The sequence below is a fragment of the Streptomyces viridochromogenes DSM 40736 genome, from assembly GCF_000158955.1.
GTDB lineage: Bacteria > Actinomycetota > Actinomycetes > Streptomycetales > Streptomycetaceae > Streptomyces > Streptomyces venetus.
The window spans coordinates 464,987-480,614 of record NZ_GG657757.1 but is presented as its reverse complement, the minus strand read 5'-3'; the positions used below and the strand labels follow the sequence as shown (position 1 = coordinate 480,614).

Below are 15,628 nucleotides of genomic sequence, written 5' to 3'. Positions count from 1 at the left end.
CCGTGCCGAGGGCTGCCCCGCCCTGCCCGCGTACGAACGCGGCGCAGTGCCAGAGGACTTGAGGAAAGGCCGTACCCATGCCCGTGGAATTCCTCGGCATCGCCGCGACCCACGACGGTTCCGAAATCACCCCGCGCTCCGGCGCGGCCTTCGACAAGGAGTACACGCTCCGGCTCGCCCGGGCACACGAGGAGCACGGCTGGGACCGGGTGCTGTTCGCCTACGGCTCCGGATCACCCGACCCGGCACCGGCCGCCGCCTACATCGCGAGCAGGCTGGACCGGCTCCAGATCCTCCTCGCCCACCGGCCGAACGTCTCGTACCCGACGTTCGCCGCCAAGACCTTCGCGACCCTCGACCAGATCAGCGAGGGCCGTCTGACCGTGCACTTCATCACCGGCGGCAACGACCGGGAACAGGGCCGCGAGGGCGACGTCCTCACCAAGGACGAGCGCTACGCCCGCACCCGCGAGTACATCCGGATCGTCAAGAAGATCTGGACCACCCACGAGCCGTTCGACCACGAGGGCGAGCACTACCGCTTCCACGACTTCGTCAGCGACGTCTTCCCGGTCCAGCAGCCGCGCCCGAACGTGTCGTTCGGCGGATCGTCACCCGCCGCGTACGCGGCAGGCGGCGCCGAGGCCGACATCTACTGCCTCTGGGGAGAGCCGCTGGAGAGGACCGCCGAGCAGATCGAGGCCGTGAAGGCGGCAGCCCGTGCGGCCGGCCGCACCGACGTGCCGCGCATCCAGGTGGCGTTCCGCCCGATCATCGCCCCCACCGAGGAACTGGCCTGGGATAAGGCCCACCGTACGGTCGGTGCGATCAAGGCCCGCAGGGAGCGCGGCGAGGCGATCACCAAACGCCACAACGGACAGGCCCAGCCCCAGAACACCGGCTCGCAGCGGCTCATCGCCATCGCCGAGGCGGGGGAGCGCTACGACCGCGCCCTGTGGACCCCGACGGCCGCCGCCACCGGCGGCGCGGGCAACTCCAACGCCCTGGTCGGCACCCCCGAGACGGTCGCCCAGGCCCTGCTCGACTACTACGACCTCGGCGTCGACATCCTCTCCGCCCGCGGCTACGACCTGCTGGGCGACGCCATCGACTTCGGGCGCCACGTGATCCCGATCGTCCGCGAGGAGGTCGCCAAGCGCGACGCCGAGCGTGCGGCCCACGGGACACAGACCCTGGCGGCGGTGCACGGATGACCTCCGCACCGGAACTGACGTTCCTGCACGTCCCCGTCTCCGACCCCCGCGTCGAGCCACTCCTGCGTGAACTCGGCGACGAGTACTCCAGACGCTACGGCGGGGACGCGCACGCCGAGATGGCCCGCTACCCGGACGAGGAGTTCACCGAACCGTACGGCGGTCTCCTCCTGCTGCTCCTGGAGCGCGGTGAGCCCGTCGCGGGCGGCGCCTTCCGCCGGTACGACCTGGGCACCGCCGAACTGAAGCGGATCTGGACGCACTCCGCCCACCGGCGGCGCGGACTGGCCCGGCGCGTCGTCGCCGAGCTGGAGGCCGCGGCGGCCCTCCGTGGCTACCGGCGGATCTACCTCACCACCGGTCCGCGCCAGCCCGAGGCCCGTGGCCTCTACCTCACCACCGGCTACACCCCCCTGTTCGACACGGACGCCGACCCGGAGACCATCGGCCCGCTGCCGTTCGAGAAACACCTCGGAGAGGCCCGCACGAAGTGAGCATCCGCATGATCAGAACCCGTCTGCGCAGCGCCGCCGCCCTCGCGTTGCTGCCCGCCCTCGCGCTCACCGCCTGCGGCTCCGGTGGCACCGCCGGCACCACGAGCGCGGCCGCGCAGTCGCCCGCGCCCACCGACGACCCGGTCGCCGCCGTCCGCAAGGTGGACTCCGCCGCCGCCCTGCTGCCCGCCGACGTCCGCCGGTCGGGCCGGCTCCGGATCGGCAGCTCCGTCGGATTCCCGCCCGGGGCCTACTACCCGAACGGACCCGGCAAGGCACCCGCCGGCCAGGACATCGACATCGCCGACGCCGTGGCCAAGGTCCTCGGCGTGAAGGCGGTGCGCCAGGACGCCTCCTTCGAAACGATCCTGCCCGCCCTCGGCAGCGGCAAGTACGACGTGGGCACCGGCAACTTCGGCGTCACCACCCAGCGCCTGAAGACCGTCGACTTCGTCACCTACATCAACGACGGCCAGGGCTTCGCCGTGAAGAAGGGCGACACCACCCTCAAGAAGAAGGTCACCGACCTCACCCAGCTGTGCGGCCTGACCATCGGCACCGGCGCCGGCACCACCTTCGAGACCACCCTCGCCGAGCAGAAGGGCGTGTGCGCGAAGGCCGGCAAGAAGCCGTACGAGGTGAAGGTCTACTCGGAGAACGCCGCGACGCTCACCGCGCTCCAGCAGGGCCGCATCGACGTGATCATGTCGACCATCAACGGCCTTCGCTACCAGGCGGCCCAGCCCGCGGCCGGGACCGCCTTCCTCGGCGAGTACCACCGCCTCGACGTCGGCTTCGCCTTCCGGAAGGGTTCCCCGCTCACCAAGGCCTTCCAGGCCGCCGTCAACGAGCTGATCGAGGACGGCACCTACGCCCGGATCCTCGAGAAGTGGGGCACGTCCGCCTCCGCGATCGACACCTCGCGGATCAATCCGCCCGAGCACAGGTGACCCATGAGCAGTGACACCATCACGGAACCGGCCACCCGAGCGGTCGAGGACCCGGCCGAGCTGAAGATCGTGCCCACCCGCCACTACGCCCGGTGGGCCGCCGGCGCCGCCGTGGTCGTGCTGGTCGCCCAGTTCGTCCACGGACTCGCCACCAACCCCGTCTGGGAGTGGAACGTCTTCCGCGACTACGTCTTCTCCGAGACGATCGTCCAGGCGGTGTGGGTGACCCTCCAGCTCACCGCCTACGCCACCGTCCTCGGCTTCCTCCTCGGCACCGTGATCGCCTTCATGCGGCTCTCGCGCAGCCCGGTGCTCTCCACCGTCGCCTGGACCTACATCTGGATCTTCCGGTCCATCCCGATGATCGTCCAGCTGGTCTTCTGGTTCAATCTCAGCGCCCTGTACGAGGAGTTGGGCCTCGGCATCCCCTTCGGCCCGGTGTTCGTGTCCGTCGACAGCAACACCCTCATCGGCACCATCGGCGCCGCGGTCATCGGGCTGACCCTGCATCAGGCCGCCTACGCCGCCGAGATCGTCCGCGGCGGCGTCCTCGCCGTCGACCACGGACAGCTGGAGGCAGCCGCCGCGCTGGGGATCCCCCGGCTGCGGCAGATCCGCCGGATCGTGCTGCCGCAGGCCATGCGTGCCATCCTGCCCACCGCCGGCAACGAGATCATCGGCCTGCTCAAGGGCACCTCGGTGGTCTACGTGATGTCCATCGGCGAGCTGTTCTACCAGGTGCAGGTGATCTACGGCCGCAACGGCCGGGTCGTTCCGCTGCTGCTCGTCGCCACCGCCTGGTACGTCGTACTGACCTCCCTGCTGTCGGTGGCCCAGTACTACGTGGAACGACGCTACGCCCGGGGCGCCGACCGCACCCCGCCGCCCACCCCCCTCCAGCGCGCCCGGCGCTTCGTGACGAAGGAGAGCACATGAGTGCCGTCATGGTCGACGTCCACGGCGTCCACAAGAGCTTCGGCGCCCTGGAGGTGCTGCGCGGTGTCGACCTGGAGGTCCGCGCGGGCGAGGTCACCGTGATCCTCGGCCCGTCCGGCTCCGGCAAGTCCACGCTGCTGCGCACCATCAACCACCTGGAGAAGGTCAACGCCGGCTGGATCAGCATCGACGGTGAACTCGTCGGCTACCGCCGCTCCGGCGACAAGCTGCACGAGCTGAAGGAGAAGGACGTTCTGAAACAGCGGACCAACATCGGGTTCGTCTTCCAGAACTTCAACCTCTTCCCGCACCTGACCGTACTGGAGAACCTCGTCGAGGCTCCCGTCTCCGCGCTGCGCCGCCCGCGCAACGAGGCCGAGGACACCGCCCGCCGGCTGCTGGAGCGGGTCGGGCTCGCGGACAAGGCCGCCGCCTACCCCCGGCAGTTGTCCGGCGGCCAGCAGCAGCGCGTCGCCATCGCCCGCGCACTCGCCCTCGAACCCAAGGTGCTGCTCTTCGACGAACCCACCTCGGCCCTCGACCCGGAACTGGTCGGCGAAGTCCTCGACGTCATCAAGGACCTGGCCAGTACCGGCACCACCATGATCGTCGTGACCCACGAGATCGGCTTCGCCCGCGAGGTCGCCGACACCGTGGTGTTCATGGACGACGGTGTCGTCGTGGAACAGGGCCCGCCCGCCGCCGTACTCGACGCCCCACAGCACGAGCGCACCCGCGCCTTCCTCTCCAAGGTCCTCTGACCATCCCCCTCTTCCCCTGCGCAAGGAGCACCACCGTGGCCACCCTCGTCGCCCGCCGCACCACCGCGGCCGCCCTCGGACTCGTCGGCGCCCTCGTCCTCGCCGCCTGCGCCAACCCCACCGACGGCGGCACCACCGACGTCGCGGCCACCACCGGCGGCAAAGCGAAGATCAACATCAGTCCCGACCAGAACCGCGTCACCACCGGCAAGGTCGAGTCCATAGCCGCCGAAGTACCCGCGAAGATCCGCAGGAGAGGCACGCTGGAACTCGTCGCCTCGTCCGGCTCCGCCGCACCGCTGACCTTCTACGCCACCGACAACAAGACCGTCATCGGCGTCGAACCCGACCTCGCCCACCTGGTCGCGAACGTCCTCGGCCTCAAGCCGCACATCAACACGGTGTCCTGGGAGAACATCTTCGTCGGCCTCGACAGCGCCAAGTACGACGCCGGCCTCAGCAACATCACCGTGACCGAGGAACGCAAGGAGAAGTACGACTTCGCCACCTACCGCGAGGACAACCTGGCGTTCGAGGCGAAGAAGGGCAGCGGCCTGAAGGTCACCGGACCGGAGGACGTGGCGGGCCGGACCGTCGCCGTGGGCAGCGGCACCAACCAGGAGAAGCTGCTGATCGAGTGGTCCAGGGAGAACGAGAAGGCCGGCCGGAAGCCGGTCGACATCAAGTACTACCAGAACGACAGCGACACCTACCTCGCCCTCCAGTCCGGCCGGATCGACCTCTACCTCGGTCCCAATCCGACCGCCGCCTACCACGCGGCCACCACCGGGAAGACGGAGGTCGTCGGCACCTACTCCGGCGCCGGCGCCCACCTCCAGGGCCTCATCGCGGCCACCACCAAGAAGGACAGCGGACTGGCGAAGCCGCTCGCCGACGCACTCGACCACGTCATCGAGAACGGGACGTACGCGAAGGTCCTCGGGCGCTGGGGCCTGTCCGACGAGGCCGTGAAGAAGTCGGAGATCAACCCGCCCGGTCTGCCGAAGACCGGCAGCTAGTGCCGCGGCAGGCAACGTTTGCCCGTCAAGGAGCGGCGTCCGGTGCGTGCTCCCGGCGTGCCCCCTGCTCGAAGATCTCGGGGGAGCGTGCCGGGCGTCGCGCCGGGGCGAACGTCGCCTGTCGGGGCACTAGCCCTCCGCCCGGAACCCTCCCGTCGCCTGCCTGCTGAGGAGCACCCGACCATGTCCGGCATCCCGCTCGGAGTCCTCGACCTCGTCCCGGTCCCGTCCGGCTCGACCGCCGCCGAGGCCCTGCACCGCACCATCGACCTCGCGCGCCACACCGAGCGGTTCGGCTACAGCCGCTACTGGTTCGCCGAGCACCACCTCAACCCGGGCGTGGCCGGGACCTCGCCCGCTGTCCTCCTGGCCCTGACCGCCTCCGCGACCTCCACGATCAGGATCGGGTCCGGAGCCGTACAACTCGGCCACCGCACGGCCCTGTCCACCGTCGAGGAGTTCGGGCTGATCGACGCCCTGCACCCCGGACGACTCGACCTGGGCCTCGGCCGCTCCGGCGGCCGCCCGCCCGGACAGACCGCGCAGCCCCGCCCCACCACCACCCCCGTCGTCGACGGGCACACCCCCAACGGCCTGAAGATCCCGCCCCGGTTCTCGTTCGACCACCTGCGGGGCTCACCCCGCCTCAGGCTGCAGCGGGAGCTGTTGCAGCAGCCCGGCGCCACCCACCAGGACTACGGCGAACAGGTCGGCGACATCCTTGCGCTGCTGCGCGGCGACTACCGCTCGGCGGACGGCCTGGAGGCGCACGCCGTCCCCGGTGAGGGCGCCGACGTGCAGGTGTGGATCCTCGGCAGCAGCGGCGGGGAGAGCGCCGACGTCGCCGGCCGCAACGGTCTGCCCTTCGCCGCCAACTACCACGTCAGCCCGGCCACCGTGCTGGAGGCGGCCGAGGGCTACCGGGCCGCGTTCCAGCCCTCCGACCACCTCGACAAGCCCCGTGTCAGCGTCTCCGCCGACGTCGTCGTCGCCGAGGACGACGAGACCGCCCGCGAACTGGCCACCGGTTACGCCCCCTGGGTCCGCAGCATCCGCACCGCCGAGGGCGCGATCCCCTTCCCCACCCCCGAGGAGGCCCGTGCTCAGGCCTGGACGGAGGAGGACCGAGCCCTGGTCGCCGACCGTGTCGACACCCAGTTCGTGGGCTCGCCGGGGCGCGTCGCCGACCAGCTGGAACAACTGCGGGAGGCCACCGGCGCCGACGAGCTCCTCATCACGACCATCACCCACGACCACGACGACCGGGTGCGCTCGTATCAGCTCCTCGCGGAAGAATGGCAACGCCGGTGAGAGGTGCGCGGTTTCACCGGCCGGTGGCTCACCCGTGGTGACGCGGGTTGCGGTCACGACCTGACCGCAACTCCTGCGACGGTGATCGGGCAAGCCGCCCGGACCTCTCGAACCACGGGTCGGCTCACGACTCGAAGGCCGAGGTGCTGCGATGACCGTTCTCGACGCCCGGGCGCTCAACCGCGCCGCTCTCGCACGGCAGTTGCTCCTCGACCGTGCCGACTTGCCGGTGCTGGACGCGGTCGGGCACCTGGGCGGTCTCCAGGCGCAGGAACCGCAGGAACCTTTCGTGGGGCTCTGGTCGAGGCTGCGGGCGTTCGAGCCGGCCGGGCTGTCGGATCTGCTGACCGGGCGGAGCGTGGTGCGGACCCACCTCATGCGCCGCACCGTCCACCTCGTCACCGCCGCGGACGCCCTGGCCTGGCGGGCGCGTCACGACGGCATGCTGCGTCAGCGGGTGCTCGGGACCTACCGCCGCGAGCTCGCGGAGGTGGACCTCGGCGAGCTCGCCGTGGCGGGCCGGGAGGTCATGGCCGACGGGGAGCCCCGCTCGATGGGCGAGCTCGCCCGCGCCGTCACCGGTCGCTGGCCGGCGGCGGGGCCGAGGCCCCTGGGTGAGATGCTGGTCGCCGCTCTGCTCCCGACGGCGCAGTTGCCACCACGCGGGGTGTGGCGTACGACGGCGGGAGCGCGCTACGCGCTGATCTCGTCCTGGCTGGGGCGCGAGATCGACCCGCCGGAACCGGACGGCTCCGACCCCGTGGGGCAGATGCTGCTGCGGCGCTACCTGGCGGCGTTCGGACCCGCCGCCTCGGCCGACCTGCGCGCCTGGTGCGGACTGGCCGGACTGCCCGCCGCGATCGCCGCGCTGCGCGAGGAACTGGTCGCCTTCCGGGACGACCGCGGCCGGGAACTCCTGGACCTCCCCGACGCTCCGCGCCCCGACACCGACAGCCCCGCCCCGGTGCGCTTCCTCCCGGCCTTCGACAACGCCGTGCTCGGCTACCACGACCGGAGCCGGATCATCGACGACGCCCATCGCGGGCTGTCGGTCCAGGGCGCCCGCGTCGTCCTGGTCGACGGGCGGGTCGCCGCGACCTGGACCGTCCAGGCGGACACCGTCCTGGTCACCCCGCTGCGTCGCCTCTCCCGGACCGAGCGGGCGGATGTCGCCGAAGAGGGGTGGGCGCTGGCGTCCTTCCTCTCCGAAGGAGAGAGCGACCGGGTACGGATCGCCCCGTCTCCCGGCTGACAGGCCCGCCCGGGGTGCCGGGCGCACACTGGAAGGGTGGCGCCGGTGCTCACGAGGGGGTGTCGGCCGATGAGAACGTCAGAGCGTGTGACCGTGCGCGGGTGGCGGTGGCGGCACAACGCGCTCAAACGGCGCGTGGACGTCGTCGAGGCGTGGGTCGTGCTCGCCGGCTGGGTGCTGGCCCTGGTGGGCGGAGTGCTCGCCGGGCTGCTGGCGGCGGGTGCGGTCGAGACGGCCGTCGAACGCCAGCGGGCCGAGCGCCGTCAGGTCGCGGCGGTCGTCGTCGAGGACGCGCCCGGACCGTCCATGGCCCGGTCGGCGGGTGACCACCGGGTGTGGGGCAAGGTGCGGTGGACCGCGCCTGACGGCACGACGCACAGGGAGCAGGCGCGGGTGCCGGCCCGGGCTCCGGCCGGGAGCACCACCCCCGTGTGGGTGAACCGGAGTGGTGACATCACCGCTCCACCGGTGAGCGACGTCGAGGCGTGGCTGCACACGGCCGTGGGCGGCGGGCTGGCCGGGGTCTTCGCGGGCGGTGTGGTGCTGGGGGCCGTCTGGCTGACCCGGCTGTCCCTGGACCGGCGGCGGATGGCGCAGTGGGACGCGGAGTGGGAGCGGATCGACACGCGCCGGGGCTGGAAGACGGGGTGAACCGGACGACGGCCTGAGGGCCTGAGGGCTGCACGGCGTGCCGCCGAGGCGGGGGCCCACCCGGCGGAAGCCGACGGGTCGACGGCCGCACCGTCCCTGTCACACGATCAGGTGCGGCCGACCGTGTCCTGGCCCTCGATGGCCTTGTGGGCGCCGGGCGGAGCGGACGCCTGCTCTGCGGGGGACGCGGTGCTCCTCCGGCGCAACCGGCCGCTCAGGCGCGCGGCCAGGGGCTCTGTGTAGCGGGCGGTCAGGGGGCCGAGGAGGACCAGGATGAGGACGTAGGCCGTGGCGAGGGGGCCGAGGGCGGGGTCGATGCCGGACGTGACGGCCAGTCCGGCGATGACGATGGAGAACTCGCCCCGGGCCACGAGTGCGCCGCCGGCACGCCAGCGGCCCTTGGGCCCGAAACCGGCGCGGCGCGCTGCCCAGTAACCGGTGGCGATCTTCGTCGCGGTGGTGACGGCCGCCAGGGCGAGGGCGGGCACCAGGACGGGCGGGATGCTGGCCGGGTCGGTGTGCAGGCCGAAGAAGACGAAGAACACCGCGGCGAACAGGTCCCGCAACGGCGCGAGCAGGCTCGTCGCACCCTCGGCGACCTCACCGGACAGTGCGATGCCGACCAGGAAGGCGCCCACCGCGGCGGACACCTGGAGCTGCTGCGCGAGCCCGGCGACCACCAGGGTGACGCCGAGCACCACCAGCAGCAGCTTCTCGGGGTCGTCACTGGAGACGAAACGGGAGACGTGGCGGCCGAAGCGCACCGCGAGGACGAGCACGAGCGTGGCCACGCCCAGGGCGATCGCCAGCGTGACACCGCCCGCGGCCAGGCCCGCCCCGGCCAACAGGGCCGTGACGATGGGCAGGTAGACCGCCATGGAGAGGTCCTCGAGGACCAGGATGCTCAGGATGACGGGCGTCTCGCGGTTGCCGAGCCGCCCCAGGTCGCCCAGGACCTTGGCGATGACGCCGGAGGAGGAGACCCAGGTGACACCGGCCAGCACCACGGCGGCGACCGGCCCCCAGCCGAGCAGCAGGGCCAGGGCCGCACCGGGCAGGGCGTTGAGGAACGCGTCGACGAGCCCGGCCGGGTAGTGGGTCCTGAGGTTGGAGACGAGGTCGGCGGCCGTGTACTCCAGGCCCAGCATGAGCAGCAGCAGGATGACGCCGATCTCGGCGCCGACGGCCACGAAGTCCTCGCTGGCGCCCAGCGGCAGCAGTCCGCCCTTGCCGAACGCGAGCCCGGCCAGCAGGTAGAGGGGGATCGGCGAGAAGTGGAAGCGCCCGGCGAGGCGGCCGAGCAGGCCGAGGGTGAGGATGAGGCAGCCGAACTCGATCAGGAAGACGGCGGAGGAGTGCATGGCGGGTCACTCCCGCCCCAGTATCGCGGCGGCCGCCTCCACGCCCTCGCGGGTTCCGATGACGATGAGGGTGTCGCCGCCGGCGAGCCGGAGGTCCGGTGCGGGGGAGGGGATCGCCTCGGCCCGGCGCAGCACCGCCACGATGGACGCGCCGGTGTCGGTGCGGATCCGGGACTCCCCCAGCAGCCGGCCGTTCCAGTGCGAGGCGCCGGGCAGTTCGATCCGCTCGGCGACGAGCCCGAGGTCGGTGGTGGACAGCAGGTTCGGCGTGTGGTGGGCGGGCATCAGCGCGTCGATGAGTGTGGCCGTCTCCTCCGCCGTGAGGCGTACCGAGAGGTCACAGGCGTCGGGGTCGTCCTCGCGGTAGGCGCTGATCGTCCGGTGGCCGTCGCGGTGGGCGACCACGGACAGGCGGCGGCTGTCCCGTGTCGTCAGGTCGTAGCGGACACCTATGCCCGGCAACGGCGTACTGCTGAGGCGTGGCGCGCTCATCTGTCCCCCTTCCGTCGGCGTGAGCGTTGCTGTGCGCCTGCGGGGGCCGCGCCCGGACGAAACGGCCCAGATCCGGCCTGTGCGCTCATCCTAGGCGGCCGGGTGGGACCGCACCCGCCCGTGTTGCGCTACCTGGACGGTTCCGGGAACGGCGCTCCGGACGGGAGGGGAGTGGCCGCGGGTGTTCTCGCGGTCGCCCCTTCCACCTGCCGTACGGTGCCTGTTCCCGGCCTCTCGCCGGTGCCCGCGCCGGTGGACAGCTGGGACCAGGCGCCCAGGGCCAGGGCGACGGCCGCGGCGGTGGCGGCGACCCGTCCCACGCGCCGGGCCTTGGCACGCCGGTCCAGATCCCGCCAGGACGCCCGGACCCACGGCTCCTCCGGTTGCCACAGGTCACCGACGGCGTGCGACGGCTGGGGCCGGCGTCCCGCCGCCCGCTCCCGCGCGGAGGGTTCCTTCGGGGCGGAGGCGCTTATGGCGTACTCGGTGTCCGTGAGGAACTTCAGCCACACCTCGTCCGGGACCGGGGAAGTGCCGTCCTGCTCGTCGGGCGTCTCCCGCCCGCTGCCCGTTCCTTCGGTGGTCACGTCCCGTCATCCCCTCTCCGACGGTCGGCCTGATCATCACGTACCGCAAGATCAGTATGCCGCCCGGCGTCCGGAGTCTCCCCTCATCCGGTCTCGCCCAGTGCGTCCGAGACCGACTTGGAACGTGCCGTACGGCGGGAGCACACCGGGGCGCTCCCGCCCGACGGGTCAGGCGGTCGCGGGCAGGACGTGGTCGCCGACCCTGTCGGTGCTCAGGCAGAGCGAGCAGACGACCGCGTCGTGTGTGCGGCAGGCGGCCACGTCCGGACGTTCGAACCGCTGCCGGCACACATGGCACTCGTAGGTCGCGGCACTGGGGTTGCCGTCCTCGTCGAGCATCGGCTCGGCGATGCCGTCGTCGGTGCGGCGCAGGTAGTACCTGCCCTTGGTGACCACCGCCATCAGCGGAGTGAGCACGAACGCGATCACGGCGGCTGCGACGGGGGAGTACGGCTGGAGCGTGTCGCCCAGCGCGTGGAAGTACAGGGCGATGGACAGCCCGGAGGCGGCGACGAAGGCGACGACCCCGACCGGGTTCACCGCGTAGAGCATGCCGCGGCGGAACTCGGGGGCGTGCGGGGACAGTTTCAGCACGTACTTGTTGATGCCGATGTCGGTGGCGACGGTGACCACCCAGGCGATCGCGCAGTTCGAGTAGAAGCCCAGGATGCTGTTGAGGAAGCTGAACATGTCGGCCTCCATCAGGGCCAGCGCGAAACCCAGGTTGACCAGGACGAAGACCATCCGGCCCGGGTAGCGCCTCGTGACCCGGGTGAAGGAGTTGGTCCAGGCGAGCGAGCCGGAGTACGCGTTCGTCACGTTGATCTTGATCTGGCTGATGACGACCAGGGCCACGGCCAGCGGGAGGACGATCCAGGACGGCATCATCGCGTCGAAGGCGTGCTTGAACTGCTGGATCGGCTCGGGCGCGGCAGTGGGACCCACCTCGGCGATGATGTACACCGCGAGGAACACGCCGATGGCCTGCTTCAGCGCGCCCAGCACCACCCAGCCCGGGCCGGCCATGCCCACGGCGGTCCACCAACTCTGCTTGTTCGCCTCGGTCTTGGGCGGCATGAAGCGCAGGTAGTCGATCTGCTCGCCGATCTGCGCGATCAGGGACAGGCACACGCCGGCGCCCAGCAGCACGGAGGCCGTGTTGACACCGCCGTCCCCGTCGGTCCCGGCGTAGGCGAGGAAACGGTCGACCGTGCCCGGGTCGGTGGCGACCAGGTAGACCAGCGGGCCGACCATCAGCAGCAGCCAGATGGGGGTGGTCCACACCTGGAGCTTGCTCAGCGCCGTCATGCCGTAGATGACCAGCGGGATCACCATCAGGGTGGAGACCAGGTAACCCAGCCACAGCGGCAGTCCGAGGCCCAGCTTCAGGCCCTGGGCCATGATCGACCCCTCCAGGGCGAAGAAGATGAAGGTGAAGCTGGCGAAGATGACGCTGGTGAGGACCGAGCCGAAGTAGCCGAAGCCCGAGCCGCGCGTGATCAGGTCCAGGTCGATGTTGTAGCGGGCCCCGTAGTAGGCCAGCGGGAAACCGGTCACGAAGATCACGACGGCGGCTACGGCGATGGCGAGCAGCGCGTTGCCGGTGCCGTGGGCCAGGCCGATGCCGGCCCCGATGGAGAAGTCGGCCATGTAGGCGATGCCGCCGAGGGCGGTCGTCGCCACCACCATCGGAGTCCACCGCCGGTAACTGCGCGGCGCGAAGCGGAGGGTGTAGTCCTCCAGCGTCTCCTTGACGGCCTGGTCGGCACCCGGTGCCGCCGCCTCCTGCGCGGATTCCGCCTCGGTGACCTCTGCCAGTCGTGGCTCGGTACTCATGCCACGCCTCCTTGCTGCTGCGGGTTTTTGGGGGGCTGACAAGGCAGGCACGGTAGGCAGCGGTCGTTACCCCTAAATACTTCCCGCGTGAAGGGAGTGTTTCGGAGGCATCTCGCCAGGCACCGGGGGCCGTTCCGGAGGTGTCTACGGCACTCCGAGCACGAACAGCACGTACCCCGCGTACGACCCGGAGGCCAGCGCGGCCGTGCCGAGGGCCGTGGCCAGGGACGGCCACCGCAGCCGCCGCAACGCCAGGGCGAGCGGGACGAACAGCGGGAAGAGCGGGAGCAGATAGCGCGAGACGTTGCCGAAGATCTGCTGGGTGGACATCACCATGAGGTACGACAGGACCGTGTAGACGACCAGGACGACAGGCGGTCTCAGGCGTATCAGCAGCACGGTCAGCACCGGCACCGTCAGCACCACGCAGACACCGATGACGTCCTCGAAGGCCCTCGCGAAGAGATAGTCGAAGTGCCCCACCGGAAGGGACGTCAGCACCTTGAACGTGTGGGCCCCCCAGTCGAACTTGTGGGCCCAGGCACCATCCTGGAGTTTCGAGTAGCCATTGATGTCGCCCATGCGGTAGTTGACCCACGCCAGGTAGCCGAACAGGCCGAGCGGCGCGATCGCCACGGCGGCCAACGGACGGCGCACCCCGTCCTCGCGTCGGCGCAGGGACAGCACGGCGGCGACGGCGAGGGCGGCCACCAGGGCGGCGGCGGTGGGCCGGCAGAGCCCGGCCGCGCAGGTCAGCAGACCGGCGGTGAGCCAGCGGCGGGACATGACGGCGTGACAGGCCCACGCGGCGAGTGCCGTGTAGAGGGACTCCGAGTAGCCCGACCACTCGGTGCCCGAGCCGGGCCACACAGCCCAGAGCCCGGCCGCGACCAGCCCCGCCCGGTGGCCGCCCAGCCGCTTCGTCACGGCGTAAATGCCGAGTGCCGCGACGAACGAGGCGAGGATCGAGACCGTCAGGCCGGCGCCGTACAGCCCGAGTCCGGTGCACTCCGAGACCAGTCGCATCAGCGCCGGGTACAGCGGGAAGAACGCCGCCGAGTTGCCTTCGAGGGTGATCAGGCCCGTCGCGCCCGGCACCGGTCTCAGCGCGGGGTCGTACCCGTGCGCGGCGACCTGCTGGTACCACCAGCCGTCCCAGCTCGCCAGGACGTCCCAGGCATGCTTGCCGCCGCCGAAGCGGGGATTGTTCTTCCGGAAGTCACCGGCGGAGTCCAGCAGGTACATGAAGACGGCGAAGCCGGCCAGTTTCAGCACGCCGTACGTCACCAGCACGGGCCCATGGCGCACGGCGGCCCCGCGCAGCCGTCGCCCGAACTGCCGGGAGTCGCGGAGGCGTTCGGGGGAACGGAGGCCGGACGGCGCTCGACGCAGCTCGACGGTGCTCATGGGGATCCTGTCGTACGGCGATCGGAGCGGTCCGGGAACACCCAGGCCCGGAAGAGGAGGAAACGCAGCAGCGTCGCGGCGAGGTTGGCCGCCACGAGCGTCACGAGCTCGCAGCGATGGCCCGCGCCGGGCGCGATGTGGTGCAGGGCGGCCAGCGAACCGCTGGTCAGAACCAGCCCGACCAGGAACGCCGCCAGCCCCTTGAGGTGATGCCGCAGCACGCCGCCGCGGCCCCGCACCCCGAAGGTGAGCCGCCGGTTCGCGGCGGTGTTGGCGAGCGCGCTGGCGAGCAGGGCGAGCGCGTTGGCGGCCTGCGGCCCTGCCGAGGGCCGGAGCGCGGTGTAGAGCAGCAGGTAGCACAGGGTGCTGGCGACACCGACGGCGGCGAAGCGCACGACCTGCCGGGCCAGACCGGTCGGCAGCTCCCCGGCGAGGTCGCCGCCACTGCGGCGCAGCGCGCTCAGCGGCAGCCGGCCGCGGGCCAGCGCCCGGCCGAGCCTGGCCATGCCACGCAGGTCGGCCAGGGCCGTTTCGAGGATGTGCACCCGGCTGTCGGGATCGTCCACCCAGTCCACCGGCACCTCGTGGATCCGCAACCCGGCGCGCTCCGCGATGACCAGTAACTCGGTGTCGAAGAACCACTCGCGGTCCTCCACCAGCGGCAGCAGCCGTTCGGCGACGTCCCGCCGGACCGCCTTGAACCCGCACTGCGCGTCGGAGAACCCCACCGCGAGCGTGGAGCGAAGGAGCCCGTTGTAGCAGCGGGAGATGATCTCCCGCTTCGGACCCCGCACCACGCGTGAGCCACGGGCGAGACGGGTGCCGATGGCGATGTCCGAGTGGCCCGAGATCAGCGGTGCGACGAGCGGCAGCAGCGCCGCGAGGTCGGTGGACAGATCCACGTCCAGATACGCCAGCACCGGCGCGCGCGAGCGCGACCAGGCGGTGTGCAGCGCACGGCCCCGCCCCTTCTCGGCCAGCCGGATCCAGTCCGTTCCGGGCAGCTCCGCGGCCAGCCGTGCGGCGATGCCCGGCGTCCGGTCGGTGCTCGCGTTGTCGGCGATGGTGATCCGGAAGGGGTAGGGGAAGGTCTCGCCCAGGTGCGCGTGCAGACGCCGGACGCACGGTTCCAGGTCGTTCTCCTCGTTGTGGACGGGGACGACCACGTCGAGGACCGGTTCCGGGTGGTGTGCGGGCAGGGGTGCCCGGCGCGGCAACGCGGACGGCTCGGCGAGAGGGCGGTCGGGGTGGTCGGGGCGGTCGGGGCGGTCGATCAGGGCCGACCGCCGTACGGTTCTCATGGCTGATTCACGTTCTCTCTCTGGCGCGGGGCATACGCGAGCGCCGACCCGCGGGC

15 protein-coding genes are annotated in these 15,628 nt (G+C 71.5%); 9 read left to right on the top strand and 6 right to left on the bottom strand.

Features of this window, described 5'->3' with window-relative positions; translation table 11 throughout:
* The first annotated feature begins 77 nt into the window (after window positions 1-77).
* From SSQG_RS02250 to SSQG_RS02210, 9 genes are all read left to right on the top strand, one after another.
* Window positions 78-1,214 (top strand): LLM class flavin-dependent oxidoreductase, encoded by a 1,137-nt coding sequence (locus SSQG_RS02250; RefSeq protein ID WP_003988054.1) that lies wholly within the window; start codon window positions 78-80, stop codon window positions 1,212-1,214.
* Window positions 1,211-1,708, top strand: coding sequence for a GNAT family N-acetyltransferase (locus tag SSQG_RS02245; protein ID WP_003988053.1), 498 nt, complete (start codon window positions 1,211-1,213; stop codon window positions 1,706-1,708). The genes SSQG_RS02250 and SSQG_RS02245 overlap by 4 nt, the downstream gene beginning before the upstream one ends.
* A gap of 8 nt (window positions 1,709-1,716) precedes the next feature.
* Window positions 1,717-2,658 carry an ABC transporter substrate-binding protein gene (locus SSQG_RS02240; protein WP_003988052.1) on the top strand — a complete coding sequence of 314 codons (942 nt, stop codon included), beginning with the start codon at window positions 1,717-1,719 and terminating at the stop codon, window positions 2,656-2,658.
* A gap of 3 nt (window positions 2,659-2,661) precedes the next feature.
* On the top strand, window positions 2,662-3,594 hold the full coding sequence (locus SSQG_RS02235) for an amino acid ABC transporter permease (RefSeq protein WP_003988051.1): 933 nt from the start codon (window positions 2,662-2,664) through the stop codon (window positions 3,592-3,594).
* A complete protein-coding gene (locus tag SSQG_RS02230; protein ID WP_003988050.1) occupies window positions 3,591-4,355 on the top strand; it encodes an amino acid ABC transporter ATP-binding protein in 765 nt (254 codons plus the stop codon). Before SSQG_RS02235 ends, SSQG_RS02230 begins: the two co-directional genes overlap by 4 nt.
* Before the next feature lie 35 nt (window positions 4,356-4,390).
* The gene (locus SSQG_RS02225) at window positions 4,391-5,374 is read left to right on the top strand and encodes an ABC transporter substrate-binding protein (protein WP_003988049.1); all 984 of its coding nucleotides are present in this window, start codon (window positions 4,391-4,393) and stop codon (window positions 5,372-5,374) included.
* Window positions 5,375-5,557: 183 nt separating this feature from the next.
* Complete coding sequence (locus tag SSQG_RS02220; RefSeq protein WP_039931795.1) at window positions 5,558-6,685, top strand: MsnO8 family LLM class oxidoreductase; 1,128 nt, start codon at window positions 5,558-5,560, stop codon at window positions 6,683-6,685.
* A gap of 151 nt (window positions 6,686-6,836) precedes the next feature.
* Entirely contained in the window at window positions 6,837-7,937 is a 1,101-nt protein-coding gene (locus SSQG_RS02215) for a winged helix DNA-binding domain-containing protein (protein ID WP_003988047.1), read from the top strand.
* A gap of 69 nt (window positions 7,938-8,006) precedes the next feature.
* Complete coding sequence (locus SSQG_RS02210; RefSeq protein ID WP_039931794.1) at window positions 8,007-8,588, top strand: Rv1733c family protein; 582 nt, start codon at window positions 8,007-8,009, stop codon at window positions 8,586-8,588.
* A gap of 107 nt (window positions 8,589-8,695) precedes the next feature.
* Here SSQG_RS02210 and SSQG_RS02205 read toward each other — a convergent pair whose 3' ends face one another.
* From SSQG_RS02205 to SSQG_RS02180, 6 genes are all read right to left on the bottom strand, one after another.
* Window positions 8,696-9,949 carry a cation:proton antiporter gene (locus tag SSQG_RS02205; protein ID WP_003988045.1) on the bottom strand — a complete coding sequence of 418 codons (1,254 nt, stop codon included), beginning with the start codon at window positions 9,947-9,949 and terminating at the stop codon, window positions 8,696-8,698.
* A 6-nt stretch (window positions 9,950-9,955) separates the two neighbouring features.
* Window positions 9,956-10,441 (bottom strand): cation:proton antiporter regulatory subunit, encoded by a 486-nt coding sequence (locus tag SSQG_RS02200; protein ID WP_003988044.1) that lies wholly within the window; start codon window positions 10,439-10,441, stop codon window positions 9,956-9,958.
* A gap of 128 nt (window positions 10,442-10,569) precedes the next feature.
* On the bottom strand, window positions 10,570-11,028 hold the full coding sequence (locus tag SSQG_RS02195) for a hypothetical protein (protein WP_003988043.1): 459 nt from the start codon (window positions 11,026-11,028) through the stop codon (window positions 10,570-10,572).
* 168 nt (window positions 11,029-11,196) lie between these two features.
* Window positions 11,197-12,864 (bottom strand): purine-cytosine permease family protein, encoded by a 1,668-nt coding sequence (locus SSQG_RS02190; RefSeq protein WP_039931793.1) that lies wholly within the window; start codon window positions 12,862-12,864, stop codon window positions 11,197-11,199.
* Between the two features lie 144 nt (window positions 12,865-13,008).
* Window positions 13,009-14,271 (bottom strand): glycosyltransferase family 39 protein, encoded by a 1,263-nt coding sequence (locus SSQG_RS02185; protein ID WP_003988041.1) that lies wholly within the window; start codon window positions 14,269-14,271, stop codon window positions 13,009-13,011.
* Window positions 14,268-15,572: a bifunctional glycosyltransferase family 2/GtrA family protein gene (locus SSQG_RS02180; RefSeq protein WP_003988040.1), complete on the bottom strand. Its 1,305-nt coding sequence runs from the start codon at window positions 15,570-15,572 to the stop codon at window positions 14,268-14,270. Before SSQG_RS02180 ends, SSQG_RS02185 begins: the two co-directional genes overlap by 4 nt.
* Window positions 15,573-15,628: the final 56 nt, after the last annotated feature.